Annotated in this window: 3 protein-coding genes and 1 pseudogene; all 4 read right to left on the minus strand. The window is 39.6% G+C overall.

Annotated elements, in window-relative coordinates:
• Positions 1-328: 328 nt before the first annotated feature.
• Entirely contained in the window at positions 329-1,177 is an 849-nt protein-coding gene (locus FTU91_RS15735) for a class II glutamine amidotransferase (protein WP_086196422.1), read from the minus strand.
• A 194-nt stretch (positions 1,178-1,371) separates the two neighbouring features.
• Positions 1,372-2,271, minus strand: coding sequence for an acetylglutamate kinase (gene argB / locus FTU91_RS15740; protein WP_166171144.1), 900 nt, complete (start codon positions 2,269-2,271; stop codon positions 1,372-1,374).
• Positions 2,272-2,281: 10 nt separating this feature from the next.
• Positions 2,282-3,706, minus strand: coding sequence for a phosphomannomutase/phosphoglucomutase (locus tag FTU91_RS15745; RefSeq protein WP_180082809.1), 1,425 nt, complete (start codon positions 3,704-3,706; stop codon positions 2,282-2,284).
• 216 nt (positions 3,707-3,922) lie between these two features.
• A pseudogene (locus FTU91_RS15750) lies at positions 3,923-4,032 on the minus strand (IS701 family transposase); the annotation flags it as partial.

Below are 4,032 nucleotides of genomic sequence, written 5' to 3' on the forward strand. Positions count from 1 at the left end.
TGTTCCACTTTAGATATTTGTTTAAGATGAGATGTAACTCATTGAAATGTGTCATCATATTCGTCGTCAGAAAACAAGTATTATGCCATTATTTCAATGAGTTATCTTTTTTTGTCGTGTACAAAGCATGATTTTATAAACTATATTTTTTAGAAGTCATTTTTTAATTATATTAGATAAATATAGTACGATTATATAAAAATATCCCGAAGCCAGTAAGATTAAAATCTAGCAATAAAATTTTAAAATATTTCAACCGATTATAAATAATAAAGTCAGATATTTATCTAATAAATATCTGACACTAAAGTTTTATCTGAAATTGCAATCAATATTGATCGGCTTTAGTGATTCGTTTCAATGCCGGATTCAAGCGTTCACGTTCTAAACGCTCAACATGAGTCTGCTGTTTCCGAACCGGTCGGCCATCCTGAAATAAAATCATCTCTCCTGGTACAAAAGCGTTCCAGGTTTCATTTTGGGTTAAAGGTTCTGTGGTAATGACGGCGACACGATCTTCTGGAGTCGTCACCTGACTGAAATCAACTTCAACGTCCAGATCAATCAATTGTGCCGGTTTAAAAGGATATTCACGTACCAGCCAGTGCAATTTGGTAATTGCATACGTAAAGAGTGCCTGACCGTTCGATAGACAGAAATTAAAGGTACCATGTTCGGCTATTTTTGGAGAAACTTCAGCCAATAAATCGAACACCTGATCGAGTTTGGGTTCATGATAACCAAACTTAAGTACCAGTTGATCTAATAAATAACAGAATGCGCGCTCACTGTCGGTATTGCCGACCGGAGTAAAACGCCCCGATAAAGTTGGATTAAAGTCATGTAAATCACCATTATGGGCAAAAATCCACTGCCGCCCCCAAAGCTCACGGCTAAAAGGATGTGAATTTTCCAGATTGATTTTACCTTGGGTGGCTTTACGGATATGTGCAATCACATTGCGTGATTTAATGGGATAATTACGGATCAATTCAGCAATCGGCGATTCAACTGCGGATTGATTATCAACAAAAAGTCGGCAGGCTTTATCTTCAAAAAAGGCAATGCCAAAACCATCACAATGGTCTGATGTAATGCCAGCACGCTGAGAGAAACCACGAAATGAGAAAGTCACATCCGTTGGCGTAGCACAATTCATTCCGAGTAACTGGCACATAATCTTGATCAAATAGCAAATACATGATTTTTCTATTTTGCATGACTGGGCAGAGGGTTGCAAATCTCAATTCACGATAGTCATCACGATTTTATGTATTAAGACAAAATTGAGATTTCAATCATCAGTCTATTGAGCGGGTCAAAATAGTCGCCATAAAAAAGCCTCACAAGGAGGCTTTTTAAAATCACGGTTTAATGCTTGGCACGGTTGGTAATTAAAGTTCCTACCCCATGATCGGTAAAAATTTCCAATAAAGTGGCATGTGGAACACGGCCATCAACAATATGTGCGCTGACCACGCCACCTTTGACTGCATCTAGTGCACAGCCCACTTTTGGAATCATGCCGCCATAAATCACACCCGTTTCAATTAAACGGTCCACTTCCTGGGTCGTTAAACCCGTCAGCAGGTTTTTATTTTCGTCCAGCACACCGGTAATATTGGTCAACAGAATAAGTTTTTCTGCGCCTAGAGCTTCAGCGACTTTACCTGCCACCAAATCGGCATTGATGTTATAGGTATTACCTTCTTCATCGACACCCAGAGGTGCAATCACAGGAATGAAATCACCTTGGGTAAACATTTCCAGAACATCGGTTTTCACACCAACGACTTCCCCCACCAGACCAAGATCAATCTGCTTAACCGTACCATCTTCAGCGGTTTTTTCCATCAATAACTTCTGGGCACGTAACAGGTTACCATCTTTACCGGTCAAACCAATGGCACGACCGCCGTGCTGATTGATCAGATTAACGATGGATTTATTTACGCTACCACCTAGGACCATTTCCACCACTTCCATGGTTGCAGGGTCAGTCACGCGCATGCCATCAATACGGTCAGATTCACGTCCCAATTGTTTCAAGAATGAATCGACTTGAGGCCCACCGCCATGCACCACGATTGGATTTAAACCTACAGTTTTTAACAATACAATGTCACGTGCGAACGAGCTTTCCAGCTCCGGATCAGTCATTGCGTTGCCACCATATTTCACAACCAGCGTTTTACCTGAAAAACGTTGAATGTACGGCAAAGCTTCGGTCAAAACTTGTGCTTTGTCGAGGCCGGTATGTTGATATGGCATTCACCTCTCCTTATTGAGCATCTAAAATGTCTTGTGCGATTTGAGGATATCGGTCACTTAACATGGAAACAAATGTGTGTCGAATATCGTTTAATCTTACAGGATTATCCGCATCAAAACGCACTGTAAAATATTCACCGGTATTCGATGCCCGAATAATGCCAAATCCATCTTCAAAATCAAGTCGTACACCATCAATTTTACTTAATTGCGCATCAAAATCATGACTTTTCATTTCAACATCATGTAATACCGCTGTTGGTTCTTCACTATGGGTACTAATGTAGAGATCTTCAGTACAACTGCGTTCAGGATAAGCCAGCAATGCTTTTGATAGCGTTAAATCCGGTTGTTGACTTAAATATTCGAGAACACGTAAGGCTGCATACAAACCATCATCATAGCCAAAACCGCGCCCATCATTAAACACATAATGACCGGCGTATTCTCCGCCAAACACCGCTTTGCCTTGTGACTTCGCCATATAGCTGCGTAAAAAAGAACTTCCGGTACGGATCATTTTGGCCTGTCCACCTAAATGACGAACCGTATTAGCCACCATGGTCGAACATTTGACATCAAAAACCACTTCATGACCGGGATGGGTCTTCAGGCATATTTCTGAAAATAAAGACAGCAACCGATCTGCGGAGATTGTCGTACCATTTTCGTTTATTAATACCAGACGATCACCATCACCATCCAGAGCTATACCGATATCGGCTTGTTGTTCAAGTACGGTTTTTCGTAATTCAACAAGATGTTTTTCTTGTGAAGGATCGGGTGCATGATCGGGAAAATGACCATTGGCTTCACAACGAATCAGTGTCAGGTCGCAGCCCATTTTTTTTAGCACTAAAACGGCACAGCGCCCTGCTGAACCATTCAAACCATCCAGTACCACCTTAAAAGGTCTTTTTAACTGAATGTCCTTCAATAGCGCATGTTGATATTCAAGACAATATTTAACCCCAATTTCATGCTGCATGGGTTCAATCAGAATTTTTTCTTCTGGAGCAAAAATCGAGCAAGCCGCTAAAGCTACCTGTTGAATCTGATCCGGACACGGCGGTTCGCCTTGAATAATCCATTTCACGCCATTATCTGTTTTGGCATTATGACTGGCAGTCAGCATAATGCCATTACCCTCAAATTGACGTGCAATAAAATACAGCAAGGGAGTCGAACAACAGCCAATAATTATGGCATGCAGCCCTTTTTCTTGACACACTTGTCTGATAATTTCTGCATATTGGGGACTAGTTAAGCGCGCATCGTAACCAATAGCCAGTTGAGTTTGCCCTAACTTTTGATATTGCATCACCAGTCCATAGGCAATGGCTTTGACAAGTTCAGGCGTCAAAAGTGATATGTGTCCACGAATATCATAGGCACGAAAAATTTGTGATGGGAATTTTTTATTTTGTAAATTCATAATTATTTCTTCTATTTACAATAATTTATGAAATAAAAATTTATGAAAGGTTTAAGTGGATCCAAATTTGCCAGTCCATCATGTCAGGGAGGAGATTGTTCATTCACATTCTAAAAGCATTTCATCTTTTTAATCAATGATAAAAATATAGTAAATACGTATACAAATATAAACTATATATTTGAAATATAAATATATTATAGGACTTACGCAGTATTATTTATAGATTCTCTGTGGTAGCAGATGATTTTTATCGAGAATAAAGTCATCAATGAAGTTTTTGATCATTGGTCTAAATAATTTCTTCTGCCAACAATATACATTTT

It is taken from the genome of Acinetobacter sp. YH12201 (assembly GCF_013418145.1).
Taxonomy (GTDB): Bacteria; Pseudomonadota; Gammaproteobacteria; order Pseudomonadales; family Moraxellaceae; genus Acinetobacter.

Coding starts and splice junctions, on each gene's coding strand:
- FTU91_RS15735 (WP_086196422.1), bottom strand. CDS start 1,177: ATGTGCCAGTTACTCGGAATGAATTGTGCTACGCCAACGGATGTGACT.
- argB (WP_166171144.1), bottom strand. CDS start 2,271: ATGCCATATCAACATACCGGCCTCGACAAAGCACAAGTTTTGACCGAA.
- FTU91_RS15745 (WP_180082809.1), bottom strand. CDS start 3,706: ATGAATTTACAAAATAAAAAATTCCCATCACAAATTTTTCGTGCCTAT.